Here is a 16,239-nt window from a genome sequence, read left to right on the forward strand (position 1 = left end):
TATATTCCGCGCCCGCGATTTTTCATCTCAACACCGGTCATCGACATGCAAGCAGCCAAGCCGTTATTTGACTATCCCAAGTACTGGGCCGAATGTTTCGGACCGGCGCCATTCCTGCCGATGAGCAGGGAGGAGATGGATCAGCTTGGCTGGGACTCCTGCGACATCATCATCGTCACTGGTGATGCTTACGTCGACCATCCGTCGTTTGGCATGGCAATCATCGGCCGGCTGCTGGAGTCCCAGGGCTTTCGCGTCGGGATCATTGCCCAGCCAAACTGGCAGTCCAAAGACGACTTCATGAAGCTCGGCGAGCCGAACCTGTTCTTCGGTGTCGCGGCCGGCAACATGGACTCGATGATCAACCGCTACACCGCCGACAAGAAAATCCGTTCCGATGACGCCTACACCCCCGGTGGCATGGCGGGCAAACGTCCGGATCGCGCGAGCCTGGTTTACAGCCAGCGCTGCAAGGAAGCCTACAAGAATGTGCCGATTGTTCTCGGTGGCATCGAAGCTTCCCTGCGCCGCATCGCCCACTACGATTACTGGCAGGACCGGGTGCGCAACTCGATCCTGATCGATGCCTGCGCCGACATTCTGCTGTACGGCAACGCCGAGCGAGCGATCGTCGAAGTCGCCCAGCGTCTGTCCTACGGTCACAAGATCGAAGACATCACCGACGTGCGCGGCACCGCGTTCATTCGTCGTGACACGCCGCAAGGCTGGTACGAAGTCGACTCCACGCGCATTGACCGTCCGGGCAAGATCGACAAGATCATTAACCCGTACGTCAACACGCAAGACACCCAGGCCTGCGCCATCGAGCAGGAAAAGGGTCCGGTTGAAGATCCGGAAGAAGCCAAGGTCGTGCAGATCCTGGCGAGCCCGCGGATGACCCGCGACAAAACCGTGATCCGTCTGCCGTCGGTAGAAAAGGTCCGTGGCGACGCTGTTCTGTACGCCCACGCCAACCGCGTGCTGCACCTGGAAACCAACCCGGGCAATGCCCGCGCGCTGGTTCAGAAGCACGGCGAGGTGGACGTCTGGTTCAACCCGCCGCCGATTCCGATGACCACCGAAGAGATGGACTACGTGTTTGGCATGCCTTACGCACGTATTCCGCACCCGGCGTATGGCAAGGAGAAGATCCCGGCCTACGACATGATCCGTTTCTCGGTGAACATCATGCGCGGCTGCTTTGGCGGCTGTACCTTCTGCTCGATCACCGAGCACGAAGGCCGGATCATCCAGAACCGTTCCGAAGAGTCGATCATTCGCGAAATCGAAGAGATCCGCGACAAGGTCCCAGGCTTCACCGGCGTCATTTCCGACCTCGGCGGCCCGACCGCGAACATGTACCGCATCGCCTGCAAGACTCCGGAAATCGAATCCGCGTGCCGCAAGCCGTCGTGCGTGTTCCCAGGCATTTGCCCGAACCTGAACACCGACCACTCGTCGCTGATCCAGTTGTATCGCAGTGCCCGTGCCTTGCCGGGTGTGAAGAAGATCCTGATCGCTTCCGGCCTGCGCTACGACCTCGCGGTCGAGTCGCCGGAATACGTCAAAGAGCTGGTGACCCACCACGTCGGCGGTTACCTGAAGATCGCCCCGGAACACACCGAGGAAGGTCCGCTCAATCAGATGATGAAGCCGGGCATCGGCAGCTATGACAAGTTCAAGCGCATGTTCGAGAAGTACTCCAAGGAAGCCGGGAAAGAGCAGTACCTGATTCCGTACTTCATCGCCGCCCACCCGGGCACCACCGACGAAGACATGATGAACCTGGCCCTGTGGCTCAAGGGCAACGGCTTCCGTGCCGACCAGGTGCAGGCGTTCTACCCGTCGCCGATGGCCACCGCCACGGCCATGTACCATTCGGGCAAGAACCCGCTGCGCAAGGTCACCTACAAGAGTGACGGCGTGACCATCGTCAAGAGCGAAGAGCAGCGTCGTCTGCACAAGGCGTTCTTGCGCTACCACGATCCGAAAGGCTGGCCGATGCTGCGTGAAGCACTGACCCGCATGGGCCGCGCCGACCTGATCGGGCCGGGCAAGAATCAGCTGATTCCACTGCATCAGCCGGCGACCGACAGCTACCAGAGCGCCCGTCGCAAGAACTCGACACCGGCCGGTAGCCATAAAGTGGCCAAGGACACGACCACTAAAATCCTGACCCAGCACACCGGTTTGCCACCGCGTGCCAGTGACGGCGGCAACCCGTGGGACAAGCGTGAGCAGGCGAAGGCGGCGGCATTTGCCCGTAACAAACAGGCAGCCAAGGAGCGTATGGACGCGGCCAAAGGCAAAGGCAAGAAGCCTGAGCGCAAGCCGGTCGTACCGCGCTAAGCGCAGCCAGCGGTAAAGAAAACGCCAGCCTTCGGGCTGGCGTTTTGCTGATCGTTCCCACGCGCCGCAAAGGAATGCCTCTTGGGACGCTCCGCTCCCAGTGACGCGGAGCGTCACGGGCTGCATTCCCACGCAGAGCGTGGGAACGATCAACGCAGAAGCGTGGGAGCGCCACAATTATGTGCAAGCGCTCCAATGCAAAATCTCCCCTCGCCCGATTTTGGTGCTGTACTGCCCTGAGCAACCGATGAAAGCGCCCGACTTGTCTGAATGGCATAAGTCTTGCGCGCTTTCATTTATGTCCAGGCTCGCAGGAGGCACGCCGTGTCGATTCATGTCGCATTGCACCATGTCACGCATTACCGATACGACCGCGCGGTCGAACTCGGCCCGCAGATCGTTCGCCTGCGTCCGGCGGCCCACAGCCGCACGCGGATTCTGTCGTATGCGCTTAAGGTTCTGCCGGAGCAGCACTTCATCAACTGGCAACAAGATCCCCAGGGTAATTACCTGGCGCGACTGGTGTTCCCGGAGAAAACCAATGAGCTGCGGATCGAGGTCGATCTGTTGGCCGAGATGGCGGTGTTTAATCCATTCGATTTCTTCCTTGAGCCTTATGCGGAAAAGATTCCTTTTTCCTACGCTGCTGACGAACAGCGTGAGCTGGCACCGTACCTGGAAACGCTGCCGCTGACACCGAAGTTCAAGGCATATCTGGGCGGCATCGACCGCACGCCGCTGCCCAGCGTCGACTTTCTGGTTGCGCTGAATCAGCGTTTGAGCGAAGACATCGGCTACCTGATTCGCATGGAGCCGGGTGTGCAGACGCCCGAGCAAACCCTTGAGAACGCCTCCGGTTCCTGCCGCGACTCGGCCTGGTTGCTGGTGCAATTGCTGCGCAACCTCGGCCTTGCAGCGCGGTTTGTCTCCGGTTACCTGATTCAACTGACCGCCGACGTCAAAGCCCTCGACGGGCCATCTGGCACTGAGGTGGATTTCACCGACCTGCATGCCTGGTGCGAGGTGTACTTGCCCGGTGCTGGCTGGATCGGCCTGGACGCGACGTCAGGGCTGTTTGCCGGTGAAGGGCATATCCCGTTGGCCTGTAGCCCCGATCCGTCCTCTGCCGCGCCGATCAGTGGCTTGGTCGAGCCGTGCGAGTGCGAATTTACCCACGAAATGTCAGTGGAAAGGATTTGGGAGGCCCCGCGGGTCACCAAGCCCTACACCGAAGACCAGTGGCTGGCGATCCAGGCATTGGGTCGGCAGATCGATGCTGACCTGCTCGAGGGTGATGTACGCCTGACCATGGGCGGCGAGCCGACCTTCGTTTCGATCGACGATCCGGATGGCGCTGAATGGAACACTGCGGCGCTGGGGCCGGATAAGCGCAGGTTGTCCGCTGAGCTGTTCCAGCGGATGCGCAAACACTACGCGCCCAAGGGGCTGGTGCATTTCGGGCAGGGCAAATGGTACCCCGGCGAACAACTGCCGCGCTGGTCGCTCAATTGCTATTGGCGCCGCGATGGCGTGCCGATCTGGCACAACAGCGCGCTGATTGCCGATGAACAGCAAGACTATGGTGCTGATGGTGAGCTGGCCGGGCGTTTTCTGGCGAGTGTGGCCGAGCGCTTGAAACTGCCGACACGCTTCGTGTTTCCGGCCTACGAAGACAATTTCTATTACCTCTGGCGTGAAGGCGCCTTGCCGCTGAATGTGAGCGCCGAAGACTCACGCCTGGGCGACGAGCTCGAACGTGCCCGCCTGCATAAAGTCTTCAGCCAGGGCCTGGATAAGGTTATCGGCCAGGTCCTGCCGCTGGCGCGCACTGCCAAGGGTGATCAATGGCAGAGCGGTCGTTGGTACTTGCGTGAAAACCATTGCCGACTGGTGCCGGGTGATTCGCCGCTGGGCTATCGCTTGCCACTGGCCTCGCAGCCTTGGGTGACGGCAGCGGAATATCCGTTTGTGCATCCCACCGATCCGAATCAGGACTTGCCCCGGCTGCCCGATACCGCGCAGCTGCAGGATCATGGCGATCCGGCGCTGAGCGATGAGCGCATACCAAAAATCGATGAGTCTGCTGACTGGCTGACCCGCACCGCGTTTTGCGCCCAGGCGCGGGAAGGGTGCCTGTATCTGTTCATGCCACCGCTGGAGCGGGTCGAAGACTATCTGGAGCTGGTCAGTGCCATCGAGGCGACCGCCGAGGAGCTGCATTGCCCGGTGTTGCTGGAAGGCTATGAGCCGCCGAGCGATCCGCGTCTGAGCAACTTCCGCATTACGCCGGACCCGGGTGTGATCGAGGTCAACGTGCAGCCCTCCGCCAGTTGGGACGAGTTGGTGGAGCGCACCGAGTTTCTCTATGAAGAGGCGCGGCAGACGCGACTGTCCACCGAGAAGTTCATGATCGACGGCCGCCACACTGGCACCGGCGGCGGTAACCATTTCGTACTCGGTGGCGCGACACCGGCCGACTCACCATTTCTACGTCGCCCGGACTTGCTGCGCAGCCTGATCAGCTACTGGCATAACCACCCGTCGCTGTCCTACCTGTTCTCCGGGTTGTTTATCGGCCCGACGTCCCAGGCGCCGCGTGTGGACGAAGCGCGTAACGACGCGTTGTATGAGCTGGAGATCGCCTTTGCGCAGATGCCCGAGCCGGGTGAAGAGTGTCCGCCATGGCTGGTCGACCGCTTGCTGCGCAACCTGCTGATCGACGTCACTGGTAACACCCACCGCGCCGAGTTCTGCATCGACAAACTGTATTCACCCGATGGTGCTACTGGCCGCCTTGGGCTACTGGAGTTGCGGGCGTTCGAAATGCCGCCCCATGCGCGCATGAGCCTGGCCCAGCAACTGCTGCTGCGAGCGCTGGTGGCGCGGTTCTGGCGTGAGCCTTATGCGCCGGCCAAGCTGGCCCGTTGGGGCACGGAACTGCATGACCGCTTCCTGTTGCCACACTTTATCGAACAGGATTTCGCCGACGTCATCGTTGATCTGAACGCCGCCGGCTATGCGGTGCGCGCCGAGTGGTTCGCCGCGCATCTGGAGTTTCGTTTTCCGAAGGTCGGCGATTACACCGTCAGCGGCATCGAGCTGGAACTGCGTCAAGCCCTCGAGCCATGGCATGTACTGGGTGAAGAGGGCGCGGCCGGAGGCACGGTACGTTATGTCGATTCGTCGCTGGAGCGCTTGCAGGTCAAGCTCAGCGGCTTGCCGCCGCAGCGCTATGTGTTGACCTGTAACGGCATCCCGGTGCCACTGCAACCGACCGGGCGGGTCGGCGAGTTCGTCGCTGGCGTGCGTTTCCGCGCCTGGCAGCCGGCCAACTGCCTGCAACCGACCATCCCGGTGCATGCGCCGCTGGTGTTCGACCTGCTCGATACCTGGATGCAACGCTCGCTGGGTGGCTGTCAGTACCACGTCGCCCATCCGGGCGGGCGCAACTACGACAGCTTGCCGGTAAACGCTAATGAGGCCGAGAGCCGGCGGATGGCGCGTTTCTTCCGCCTTGGCCACAGCCCTGGCACCTTGCCGGTACCGACCCTGACGATCAACGATGAGCTGCCGATGACGCTCGATTTGCGACGTTTCTAAAGCAGACACGACGCCCGGATTTTTCGCATATCCGGGCGTCATCTGTCTGCGCTAATCTGACTTTTCCTTGCTGTCTGCCGAGCTTTCCATGCCTGACCTGCTTGACCGCTACCCGCTGACGGCGGGCACTTATCACGAAATGCTCGACGACAGTGGCGCCGTGCGTGCGCACTGGCGGCGGCTGTTCGACCAATTGCAGCGCAGTACACCGGCGCAACTGGTTCAGCGTCAGGCGCTGCTGGCCCGGCAGATCCAGGAAAATGGCGTCACCTACAACGTCTACGCCGACCCCAAGGGCGCTGATCGCCCGTGGGAGCTGGATTTGCTGCCCAATGTGATTGCCGCCGATGAGTGGCAGCAGCTCGCCGCCGGCATTGCTCAGCGGGCGCGCTTGCTCAATGCAGTGTTGGCGGATCTGTACGGCCCGCAACGATTGATCGCTGAAGGGCTGCTGCCGGCCGAGCTGGTCTTCGGTCACAACAATTTCCTCTGGCCTTGTCAGGGCATTCAGCCGCCTGACGGGGCCTTTCTGCATCTGTACGCCGTGGACCTGGCGCGCACTCCCGACGGACGTTGGTGGGTGACGGCTGACCGGACTCAAGCACCGTCGGGTGCCGGTTATGCGCTGGAAAATCGCACCATCGTCTCGCGAGCCTTTCCAGAGCTGTACCGCGATTTGCAGGTGCAGCATCTGGCCGGGTTTTTCCGCACCTTGCAGGAAACCCTGGCTCGCCAGGCACCGAGTGATGATGAAGCGCCGTTGGTGGTGCTGCTCACGCCGGGGCGTTTCAACGAAAGTTATTTCGAACATCTGTATCTGGCACGCCAGCTCGGTTACCCATTGGTCGAGGGCGGTGATTTGACCGTACGCAACGCCACGGTCTATCTGAAGACGCTGAGCGGTCTGCGTCGGGTGCACGCCATCATGCGTCGGCTCGACGATGACTTCTGCGACCCGCTGGAACTGCGCACCGACTCGGCCCTCGGTGTTCCGGGCCTGCTCGAGGCCGTGCGCCAAGGCCGGGTGCTGGTGGCCAATGCCTTGGGCAGCGGGGTGCTGGAATCGCCGGGATTGCTGGGGTTTCTGCCACGGATCAATCAATTCCTGTTCGGTGAAGAACTGATCCTGCCGTCCATCGCCACCTGGTGGTGCGGTGAGGCGCCCGTGTTGGCTGAGGCGCTGGAGAAGTTGCCGGAGCTGCTGATCAAACCGGCCTTTCCCTCACAAAGTTTTGCTCCGGTGTTCGGTCGCGACCTGAGCGATGAACAGCGCCAGGACTTGGCCGAACGCATGCAGGCTCGGCCGTACGCCTATGTCGCGCAGGAGTTGGCGCAGCTGTCCCAGGCGCCGATCTGGCAGGCCGAAGACGGCCAGTTGCAGCCGCGCGCCATTGGCATGCGGGTGTATGCGGTGGCCAGTGCCGGCGGCTATCGCGTGCTGCCCGGTGGTTTGACCCGGGTGGCGGCCGAGGCTGACGCCGAGGTGGTGTCAATGCAGCGCGGCGGTGCGAGCAAGGACACCTGGGTGTTGGGTGAGCGTGCGCCCAATGGCGAGCATTGGAAGACCCAGCGGACCATCGGCGTGCATGATCTGGTGCGCCGCGATCCGTACTTGCCTTCGCGAGTGGTGGAAAACCTGTTCTGGTTCGGCCGCTATTGCGAGCGTTGCGACGACAGTGCCCGTCTGCTGCGGATCATGCTGGCGCGGTATGTCGACGGTGATGACCCGCAGGCGTTGCAGGCCGCGGTCGATCTTGGCGAGAGCCTGATGCTGTTGCCGGACGAAGGCGAGTTGCCTGAGCGGTTGTTGGCGGCGTTGCTCGGTGACGACTGGTCGTTCAGCCTGCGCTCCAACTTGCAGCGCTTGCAGTGGGCGGCCTCGCAAGTGCGCGGCAAACTCTCGCGGGAAAACTGGCAAGCGCTGGTGGAACTGCAACGCGAAGCCATGGCGCTGGAAACAGACGAACCGGATTTTGGCGAGTTACTGGATTTTCTCAACCGCTTGGTGATGTCGCTGGCGGCGCTGTCCGGGTTTGCCCTGGACGACATGACCCGCGACGAAGGCTGGCGCTTTTTGATGATTGGCCGTCGACTTGAACGACTGCAGTTCCTCAGCAGCAGCCTGGCGGCGTTCCTGCGCGGTACGGCGGCGTTTGATCAGGCGGGTCTGGAATGGCTGCTGGAGCTGGGCAACAGTAGCATCACCTATCGCTCGCGCTACCTGGCGGTGGCGCAGTTGATCCCCGTGCTCGATCTGTTGCTGCTTGATGAACAGAACCCCCACGCAGTGTTGTTCCAGTTGAAGCTGGTGATGCGAACCCTCAAGCGTTTGAACGACGACTTTGGCGTGCCGCGAGAAACCGGGCTCGTTGAACTGGTCGAGCGTTTGGCGCGCGTTGACCTGGGCTGCCTGGAAAACGCCCTGTTCGGCGAGGCCAGTGTGCGCGCCGCCCTTGATGGCCTGGCGGACCTGCTGCAAGAAGTCGCCGATGTCAGCGGGCAAGTGTCCGACCGCCTGGCGTTGCGGCATTTTGCCCACGTCGATGATGTCAGCCAGCAAACGGTGTCCGTCTGATGAGCGCCCATTACCAGATTCTCCACGATACTCACTACCACTACGACAGCCCGGTGTCGCTGGCCCAGCAGCTTGCTCACCTATGGCCGCGACCCTGTGCCTGGCAACGTTGCACCGAACAACAACTGCTGATCAGCCCGGAGCCGAGCTCGCGTCGCGACGAGCAGGATGTGTTCGGTAACCCGTTGACCCGGCTGGCCTTCGAACGGCCCCACGATGAGCTGCAGGTCAATGCCCGGCTCACGGTCGAGGTGCTGGCCAGGCCCGCGCTGGATTTCAACCAGTCACTGGCTTGGGATGCGACCCGTAGTGCGCTGACTTACAGCAGCCAGCCGATTTCCCCAGTGCTGCTGGAAGCCTGCCGTTATCGCTTCGAATCGCCTTACGTGCATTTGAAGAGCAGCTTCGTCGAGTTTTCCGAGAGCTGTTTCCCTCTCGGCCGGCCGTTGTTGCTGGGCGTTCAGGCGCTGATGGAGAAGATTTTCAGCGAGTTCACCTTCGACGCCGAGGCGACCCAGGTCGCAACGCCGCTGGTGGAAGTGCTGGAGCGTCGGCGTGGGGTGTGTCAGGACTTTGCGCACTTGATGCTTGCGTGCCTGCGTTCCCGTGGGCTGGCGGCGCGTTATATCAGCGGCTACCTGCTGACCCAGCCACCGCCTGGCCAACCGCGCCTGATCGGGGCGGATGCGTCCCACGCCTGGGTTTCGGTGTTTTGTCCGGTGCTGGGCTGGGTCGACTTTGATCCGACCAACAACGTGCAGCCAGCACTGGAGCACATCACTCTGGCCTGGGGTCGGGACTTTTCCGATGTATCGCCGCTGCGCGGGGTGATTCTGGGGGGCGGCAGCCATGATCCTGAGGTTCGGGTGACGGTAATGCCGTTGGATGAACGCAATGTATAGATCGTTCCTACGCTCTGGGTGGGAACGATCAAAATCCCGTGCCACAGGTTCGCGACCGATCAATGCCGGGTGGTTTGTGCTACGGGGATTGTGCAATTGGAGTGTGGGACTGTGAGGGTCAGCAGCGTAACTGCTGACCCTGGACACAGATCCGGAGGGCCTGATCAGATCATCGGGCCTGGAGGGACTCAGGCGTCAGGAGCCTGATCTTTCGGTGCTTCAACATCATTGGCAACCACTTCACCTTCTGCATCCGGGTTCAGGGCGGCTGCTTCTTCTTCAGCTGTAGCTTTCTTGCGTTGAAGCTTTTCCTCTTTCTTCTGCTCTTTGGCCAAGTCTCTCTGACGTTTGGCGAACGAGTAATTAGGTTTAGCCATGGGCGATCCTCTGGGGTCGAAGGTGAGGTTGAGCGGCGCGTATTCTGCCTTTAAACAGGGCTCAAGGGTTAGCTGGGTTTTTGCCCGACCCATTTTGGCGGCACCAAAGGTTTCCACGCATCCAGTACATCCAGCAACTCTTGCGGCGATTCGCTCACTTGCAGCATGGCACGGTGATGGTCGCGAACGAAGCCTTCGCCGACGACATGATCAAGAAAACCGGTGAGTTTCTCGTAAAAACCGTTCACTTCCAGCAGGCCCAGCGGCTTGCCGTGGTAACCCAGTTGGCCCCAGGTCCAGACTTCAAACATTTCTTCCAGGGTGCCCAAGCCGCCGGGCAGCGCGATAAAGGCGTCGCTCAACTCAGCCATACGGGCTTTGCGCGCATGCATGCCGTCGACCACTTCCAGGCGGCTCAGGCCTTCGTGACCGATTTCCGAGTTCTTGAGGCTTTGTGGAATGATCCCTATCACTTCACCGCCGGCTGCCATTGCAGCATCGGCGACGATGCCCATCAAGCCAACGGCACCGCCGCCATAGACCAGGGTCAGCTTGCGTTTGGCCAACTCGCGACCCAAGGCCACGGCTGCTTCACGGTAGGCCGGATTGTTGCCGGTACTGGCACCACAAAATACACAAACAGACGCTAAAGACATGCCTTACTCCAAGGTCAGTGACGACCTCAGAGTAATGGCTGGCTGGTGGCTCTCCAAGCTTTAAACCTCGCGTTGCGGCTTTTCATAGGTGCCGCTGGCACCGCAGGCGTAAGCGGCAAGCAAAATGCGAAAAAGGCTACTAAGGTGCATGACAGGCGCTCCGGATGGGGATGACGACCTGATCATAGGGTGCTGCCTGGCGTCTGGCCGGTTGATTGTTTCAATGAGTGTAATAGCCCGAAAGTTGTATACAATTTCTTGATTCAGGTCATAGGAACTTGCGCCAATTTCAGGCAATCTTCACTCCATGCGTCTTTTTTCCTAACCCTGCCTTGGAGATTCACCATGTTTGCCAAACTCGTTGCGGTTTCCCTGCTGACACTGGCTAGCAGCCAATTGATGGCTGCAGAGTGCAAGGTCGATGTCGACTCCACCGATCAGATGTCCTACAACACCAAGGAAATCACCATCGACAAGAGCTGCAAGACCTTCACCGTCAACCTGGCGCATTCCGGCAGCCTGCCGAAGAACGTCATGGGTCATAACTGGGTACTGAGCAAAACTGCAGACATGGCCGGCATCGCCACCGACGGCATGGCCGCCGGTATCGACAAGAACTACCTGAAGGAAGGTGACGAGCGCATCATCGCCCACACCAAAATCATTGGCGCTGGCGAGAAAGATTCGGCGACTTTCGACGTCTCGAAACTGACCGCGGGCGAAAGCTACCAGTTCTTCTGCTCGTTCCCGGGTCATAACTCGATGATGAAAGGCGCTGTTGTCCTGAAGTGATCACATCGCGAGCATAAAAAAGCGTCCCTGAGGGACGTTTTTTTTTGTGCTTGGCAATCGAGGAATCAATGATCGTCCCCACGCTCTGCGTGGGAATGCCTCACTGGACGTTCTGCGTCCGATTCTGTGACGCGCAGCGTCACGGCTGCATTCCCACGCAGAGCGTGGGAACGATCTTGCGGTTTGCGGTTTGCGGTTTACGGCGCGAACGGCATCACACGCTTGTGATGGGTTTTGTTGTACGTATCGCAGATGATCTTGAACGCCTCTTCACGCACCGGCTGGCCATGCAGGAAGGCATCGATCTCGGCATAGGTCACGCCGTGGGAGGCCTCGTCCGGTTTGCCGGGCGATAGGTCTTCCAGGTCGGCGGTCGGGATTTTCTCCACCAGTGACTCCGGCGCGCCGAAGTATCGAGCGATGGCCCGAACCTGATTTTTCACCAGCCCGCTCAGTGGTGCGAGATCGCAGGCACCGTCGCCGAACTTGGTGAAGAAGCCCATCACTGCTTCCGCCGCGTGGTCAGTCCCGATTACCAGACCCTGAGCCGCGCCGGCGATAGTGTACTGCGCGACCATGCGCATCCGCGCCTTGGTATTGCCCAGGACGAAATCCACCGAGACCGCGTGCTTGCCTTCAAAGGCCGCGACTTCGCTGGCCAGGGCCTTGACTGCCGGGCCGATATTGACCGTGTGGCGCTCGTCCGGTGCGATGAAGTCCACCGACGCCTGGGCGTCGTGCTCGTCAAACTGGATGCCATAGGGCAGGCGCACCGCGATGAAACGGTAGTTATTGTCACCTGTGCGTTCGCGCAGCTCGCGCGCCGCGCGCTGGGCCAAAAGACCGGCGGTCAGGGAGTCGACGCCGCCACTGATGCCCAGCACCAGGGTCTTGAGCCCGGAATTGAGCAGGCAGTCCTGGATAAAGGTGATCCGCCGGGCGATTTCCGCCTCGAGGGCGGCGTGATCGGTAAAGGGCGGTTGGACCTTGAGCTGTTCAGCAATCTCACGCTGTACGGCTTGCATGATTCACTCCTTGCTTGATATGCCAAATGGGGCGGCAGGTACTTTGAAAACGTGGCGCAAATAGGCGACAAAATTCGGGTCTTTGCAATGGCTCTTGGCCGCTTCATCGGAGATTTTCGCGACGGGCTCACCATTGCAGGCGGTCATTTTAAGCACGATGTTCATCGGTTCGACACCGGGAATATCGCACGTCAGGTTGGTGCCGATACCGAAGCTGACATTGATCCGGCCACGCAGCGCGCGAAATATCTCCAGGCACCTGGGCAGTGTCAGGCTGTCGGAGAACACCAACGTCTTGCTCATCGGCTCGATACCCAGCTTGTGGTAGTGAGCGATGGCTTTTTCGGCCCAGAGGATCGGGTCGCCGGAATCGTGGCGCAAGCCGTCGAACAGCTTGGCGAAGTACAGATCGAAGTCGCTCAGGAAGGCATCGGTGGTGATGCAATCGGTCAGGGCGATCCCCAGCAGGCCTCGATATTCGCGAACCCAGCAATCGAGCGCAGCGATCTGGCTGTCGATCAGCCGTGGGCCGAGTTGCTGGTGGGCCATGATCCATTCGTGGGCCATGGTGCCCAGCGGCTTCATGTCCAGTTCGCGAGACAGGTGCACGTTACTGGTACCGACGAATCGCCCCGGGAAGTCGTGCTTGAGCACGTTGACCACTTCTTCCTGGACCCGATACGAGAAGCGCCGACGGGTGCCGAAGTCGGCGACTTGCAGGTGTGCCAGTTCATCGGCGCTGGCATTGGCTGTCAGCCAGTCGAACTTGCGGTACAGCTGCTCGCGGGCCTGTTCCAGGACAATTTCGCGGTAGCGATAACGGTTACGTACTTCGCTGACAATCGCCAGCAGTGGCACTTCCAGGAGGATGACATGCAGCCACGGACCGCGCAGGCGGATGAATAACTCACCATTTTCGATGCCGGTGTGGACGTAGCGCAGATTGACGCGGAACAAGCCGAGAAAACGCAGAAAGTCCGGTTTCAGGAAGCTGATGTGTTCCAGAAAACTCAATTGATCGGCGCTCAGGCTCAATTCGGTGAGACGCTCGATCTGAAATCGAATCTCCGCCAGATAGGGGCGCAGATCCTCGCTGTTACGGCAGCGAAACTCCCATTCGACTTCAACGTTGGGGTAGTTGTGCAGCACCGCCTGCATCATGGTCAGCTTGTAGAAGTCGGTGTCGAGCAGGTTCTGCACGATGCGATCGGCAAACACACTCTCGCTCATAACGGGAATCTCCAGACTGGTCGCCGCTTGCGCCGCGGTATTTCAGCTATTTCAATGAATAGGGCTAGTGGCGCATATCAGCGGCCCGCTTTGCCAGTGTTTTTTAAGACGCCTGCGGACTTTCGATTTGCTCCAGCATCCAGCGCACAAAATCCCGGACCTTGGGCACTTCCGCCGAATGCTCCGGGTAGGCCAGGTAATAGGCGTCCTTGCTGGGCATTGCGTGTTGCCACGGGATGACCAGTTTGCCGTCGGCCAGCTCTTCCTCCACCAGAAACCGCGGCAACAACGCCACGCCGCAGCCGACCTGGGCGGCGCGGATGCACATATAAAAGGTTTCGAAGCGCGGGCCGTGATAGCTGTGTTCGGTCTGGTAACCCTGGCTATCGAACCAGTCATGCCAGGCCTGGGGCCGGGAGGCATTTTGCAGTAGCACCAGTTCGCTGAGTTGCGTCGGATCCGTAAACGGTTTGTCCGGCAGGCTGCCCGGCGCGCACACTGGCACAAGCTCTTCGCCGAACAGCTTCAGGCATTCGGTGCCGGGTCGCGAGCCCTGGCCAAAGTAGAAGGCCAGATCGCTGCGGCCTTGCAGCAGGTCGTCGGCTTCCTGCTCGTTGCACAGGTCCAGATGGATATGCGGATGACGCAGGCGCCAGCCCTTGAGCCGCGGCACCAGCCAGCGTGCGCCGAAGGTCGATGGCGTCGAGACCCGCAGGACTTCGGTTTCACCGCCGTAGGAGCGCAGGTAATGGGTCGACATCTCGACTTGGGTGAGGATTTTGCGTACTTCAACCAGATACAGATCACCGGCCGGGGTCATTTGCAGGCGTCGACGGACGCGCCGAAACAGCAGGTGCTGGAGCAGCTCCTCGAGCTGCGCGACCTGTTTGCTGACCGCACTCTGGGTCAGGTTCAACTCTTCGGCGGCGCGGGTGAAGCTCAGGTGACGGGTGACTGCTTCGAAGCACTGCAATGCGGTGATCGATGGCAGATAGCGTTTATTCAGCATGGGATGGTCCCTTGTTCTTGTCTCAGCGCTGCTATGCCGATGCAGCATGAATAAACGGAATGATATCTCGCCTAAAGGTCGTTTGTTGGCAAGTCTCGGGCCAGCTACAAATACAGGTCTGAGTAGTCGCCTTTACGGGCTACGAAAATTCTGTTTTTCATGTTTAAGGAGTAACCCATGGTTGCCGCATTGCTTGATCGTCTAGGTGTAAACCCGGCCTTGTATCAAACCGGTAAACAGCCCGTTCATACGCCGATCGACGGCAGCCTGATTGCCTCCGTGAACTGGGAAGGCGCCGCCGAAGTCGAGCAGCAGGTCAGTCGCGCAGAGCATGCGTTCGAGCTCTGGCGCAAGGTACCGGCGCCGCGTCGTGGCGAGCTGGTGCGCCAGTTGGGCGATATTTTGCGTGAGTACAAGGCCGATCTCGGTGAGCTGGTGTCCTGGGAGGCCGGCAAGATCACTCAGGAAGGCCTGGGTGAAGTGCAGGAAATGATCGACATCTGCGACTTCGCCGTAGGTCTGTCTCGCCAACTGTATGGTTTGACCATCGCTTCCGAGCGCCCGGGCCACCACATGCGCGAAACCTGGCATCCGCTGGGGGTGATCGGGGTGATCAGCGCGTTCAACTTTCCGGTCGCGGTCTGGGCCTGGAACACCACGCTGGCGCTGGTCTGCGGCAACGCGGTGATCTGGAAACCGTCGGAGAAGACCCCGCTGACCGCACTGGCTTGCCAGGCGCTGTTCGAGCGCGTGCTGAAGAACTTCAGTGATGCACCGGAATACCTCAGCCAAGTGATCATCGGCGGTCGCGATGCCGGTGAAGCGTTGGTCGATGATCCGCGTGTGGCCTTGATCAGTGCCACCGGCAGCACCCGCATGGGCCGCGAAGTGGCACCGAAAGTCGCTGCCCGTTTCGCCCGCAGCATTCTTGAGCTGGGCGGTAACAACGCGATGATCCTGGGCCCAAGCGCCGACCTCGACATGGCCGTGCGGGCGATTCTGTTCAGCGCGGTCGGTACTGCCGGTCAGCGTTGCACCACCCTGCGTCGCTTGATCGCACATGAGTCGGTCAAGGACGAGATCGTTAGCCGCCTGAAAGCCGCTTACTCCAAAGTGCGCATCGGTCATCCGCTGGAAGGCAACCTGGTCGGTCCGCTGATCGACAAACACAGTTTCGAGAACATGCAGGACGCACTGGAGCAGGCGCTGAGTGAAGGCGGCCGGGTATTCGGTGGCAAGCGCCAACTGGAAGACAAATTCCCCAACGCCTACTACGTGTCTCCGGCCATCGTCGAAATGCCGGAGCAGAGCGATGTAGTCTGCACTGAAACCTTTGCGCCGATTCTGTACGTGGTGGGTTACAAGGAATTCGCCGATGCGCTGCGCTTGAACAACGCCGTGCCACAAGGCCTGTCGTCGTGCATCTTCACCACGGACGTGCGTGAGGCCGAACAGTTCATGTCCGCGGTGGGCAGCGACTGTGGTATCGCCAACGTCAACATCGGCCCGAGCGGCGCGGAAATCGGCGGCGCCTTTGGCGGTGAGAAAGAAACCGGTGGCGGCCGTGAGTCCGGCTCCGATGCATGGCGCGGTTACATGCGCCGCCAGACCAATACCGTCAACTACTCGCTGGAATTGCCGTTGGCCCAAGGCATTACTTTCGACTGAGTCGATTGTTTGATGATGATCGTTCCCACGCTCCCGCGTGGGAATGCAGCCAGTGA

General features: G+C 60.4%; 11 protein-coding genes. 6 read left to right on the forward strand and 5 right to left on the reverse strand.

Annotated elements, in window-relative coordinates:
• The first annotated feature begins 45 nt into the window (after nt 1–45).
• The 4 genes from AC07O1_RS01865 (at nt 46) to AC07O1_RS01880 (ending at nt 9,426) form a co-directional block, all read left to right on the forward strand.
• Nucleotides 46–2,349 (forward strand): YgiQ family radical SAM protein, encoded by a 2,304-nt coding sequence (locus AC07O1_RS01865; protein WP_495087752.1) that lies wholly within the window; start codon nt 46–48, stop codon nt 2,347–2,349.
• A 324-nt stretch (nt 2,350–2,673) separates the two neighbouring features.
• Complete coding sequence (locus AC07O1_RS01870) at nt 2,674–5,949, forward strand: transglutaminase family protein (RefSeq protein ID WP_495087753.1); 3,276 nt, start codon at nt 2,674–2,676, stop codon at nt 5,947–5,949.
• Nucleotides 5,950–6,037: 88 nt separating this feature from the next.
• Nucleotides 6,038–8,524 carry a circularly permuted type 2 ATP-grasp protein gene (locus AC07O1_RS01875; protein ID WP_495087754.1) on the forward strand — a complete coding sequence of 829 codons (2,487 nt, stop codon included), beginning with the start codon at nt 6,038–6,040 and terminating at the stop codon, nt 8,522–8,524.
• Nucleotides 8,524–9,426 carry a transglutaminase family protein gene (locus AC07O1_RS01880; protein WP_495087755.1) on the forward strand — a complete coding sequence of 301 codons (903 nt, stop codon included), beginning with the start codon at nt 8,524–8,526 and terminating at the stop codon, nt 9,424–9,426. Before AC07O1_RS01875 ends, AC07O1_RS01880 begins: the two co-directional genes overlap by 1 nt.
• Nucleotides 9,427–9,614: 188 nt before the next feature.
• Here the strand turns inward: AC07O1_RS01880 and AC07O1_RS01885 are convergent, their stop codons facing one another.
• Nucleotides 9,615–9,803: a hypothetical protein gene (locus AC07O1_RS01885; protein ID WP_495087756.1), complete on the reverse strand. Its 189-nt coding sequence runs from the start codon at nt 9,801–9,803 to the stop codon at nt 9,615–9,617.
• 68 nt (nt 9,804–9,871) lie between these two features.
• Nucleotides 9,872–10,459, reverse strand: coding sequence for a cytokinin riboside 5'-monophosphate phosphoribohydrolase (locus AC07O1_RS01890; RefSeq protein WP_495011239.1), 588 nt, complete (start codon nt 10,457–10,459; stop codon nt 9,872–9,874).
• A 345-nt stretch (nt 10,460–10,804) separates the two neighbouring features.
• Here AC07O1_RS01890 and azu point away from each other — a divergent pair, with 345 nt between their 5' ends.
• Nucleotides 10,805–11,251 carry an azurin gene (gene azu, locus AC07O1_RS01895; protein WP_494993452.1) on the forward strand — a complete coding sequence of 149 codons (447 nt, stop codon included), beginning with the start codon at nt 10,805–10,807 and terminating at the stop codon, nt 11,249–11,251.
• Nucleotides 11,252–11,448: 197 nt separating this feature from the next.
• On the opposite strand, the gene nadE is transcribed toward azu, so the two are convergent.
• From nadE to AC07O1_RS01910, 3 genes are all read right to left on the reverse strand, one after another.
• Nucleotides 11,449–12,276: an NAD(+) synthase gene (gene nadE / locus AC07O1_RS01900; RefSeq protein WP_495011240.1), complete on the reverse strand. Its 828-nt coding sequence runs from the start codon at nt 12,274–12,276 to the stop codon at nt 11,449–11,451.
• A 3-nt stretch (nt 12,277–12,279) separates the two neighbouring features.
• A complete protein-coding gene (gene pncB / locus AC07O1_RS01905; protein ID WP_495087757.1) occupies nt 12,280–13,506 on the reverse strand; it encodes a nicotinate phosphoribosyltransferase in 1,227 nt (408 codons plus the stop codon).
• 103 nt (nt 13,507–13,609) lie between these two features.
• Nucleotides 13,610–14,515: a LysR family transcriptional regulator gene (locus tag AC07O1_RS01910; RefSeq protein WP_494993455.1), complete on the reverse strand. Its 906-nt coding sequence runs from the start codon at nt 14,513–14,515 to the stop codon at nt 13,610–13,612.
• Between the two features lie 177 nt (nt 14,516–14,692).
• Here AC07O1_RS01910 and amaB point away from each other — a divergent pair, with 177 nt between their 5' ends.
• On the forward strand, nt 14,693–16,183 hold the full coding sequence (amaB, locus tag AC07O1_RS01915; protein ID WP_495087758.1) for an L-piperidine-6-carboxylate dehydrogenase: 1,491 nt from the start codon (nt 14,693–14,695) through the stop codon (nt 16,181–16,183).
• Nucleotides 16,184–16,239: the final 56 nt, after the last annotated feature.

This window comes from Pseudomonas sp. GW821-FHT07G10, assembly GCF_059418545.1.

Coding starts and splice junctions, on each gene's coding strand:
- AC07O1_RS01910 (WP_494993455.1), bottom strand. CDS start 14,515: ATGCTGAATAAACGCTATCTGCCATCGATCACCGCATTGCAGTGCTTC.
- nadE (WP_495011240.1), bottom strand. CDS start 12,276: ATGCAAGCCGTACAGCGTGAGATTGCTGAACAGCTCAAGGTCCAACCG.
- AC07O1_RS01875 (WP_495087754.1), top strand. CDS start 6,038: ATGCCTGACCTGCTTGACCGCTACCCGCTGACGGCGGGCACTTATCAC.
- AC07O1_RS01890 (WP_495011239.1), bottom strand. CDS start 10,459: ATGTCTTTAGCGTCTGTTTGTGTATTTTGTGGTGCCAGTACCGGCAAC.
- pncB (WP_495087757.1), bottom strand. CDS start 13,506: ATGAGCGAGAGTGTGTTTGCCGATCGCATCGTGCAGAACCTGCTCGAC.
- azu (WP_494993452.1), top strand. CDS start 10,805: ATGTTTGCCAAACTCGTTGCGGTTTCCCTGCTGACACTGGCTAGCAGC.
- AC07O1_RS01885 (WP_495087756.1), bottom strand. CDS start 9,803: ATGGCTAAACCTAATTACTCGTTCGCCAAACGTCAGAGAGACTTGGCC.
- AC07O1_RS01880 (WP_495087755.1), top strand. CDS start 8,524: ATGAGCGCCCATTACCAGATTCTCCACGATACTCACTACCACTACGAC.
- amaB (WP_495087758.1), top strand. CDS start 14,693: ATGGTTGCCGCATTGCTTGATCGTCTAGGTGTAAACCCGGCCTTGTAT.
- AC07O1_RS01865 (WP_495087752.1), top strand. CDS start 46: ATGCAAGCAGCCAAGCCGTTATTTGACTATCCCAAGTACTGGGCCGAA.